The sequence below is a fragment of the Methylobacterium sp. D54C genome, assembly GCF_053345595.1.
On record NZ_JBKFAK010000204.1, the window covers coordinates 1 to 302 of the forward strand.

The window sequence follows — 302 nt, forward strand, 5'->3', positions numbered from 1 at the left end:
GCCGCTCAACCGGGCCGGCGACCGGCACGGCACCCCGTTCGCGGACGGGCGGGTCCCCACGCCGCCGGGCTGGCGCGAGGCCTACCGCACCTTCACGGAGGGCGGCTGGAACGGACTCTCGGCCGAGGCCGACCACGGCGGCCAGGGCCTGCCGAAGCTGATCGAGCGCGCCTGCACCGAGATGTGGAACGGCGCCAACCTCGCCTTCGGCCTCTGCCCGCTCCTGACCCAGGGCGGCATCGAGGCGCTCGCGGCCCACGGCTCGGACGACTTGAAGGCGCGCTACCTCGAGCAGCTGGTCT

Annotated in this window: 1 protein-coding gene; it reads left to right on the top strand. The window is 74.8% G+C overall.

Annotated features, from left to right (window positions below):
* Positions 1–302 (top strand): acyl-CoA dehydrogenase family protein (locus ACLBYB_RS33175; protein ID WP_447701427.1); only part of this gene is annotated, 302 nt, incomplete at both ends.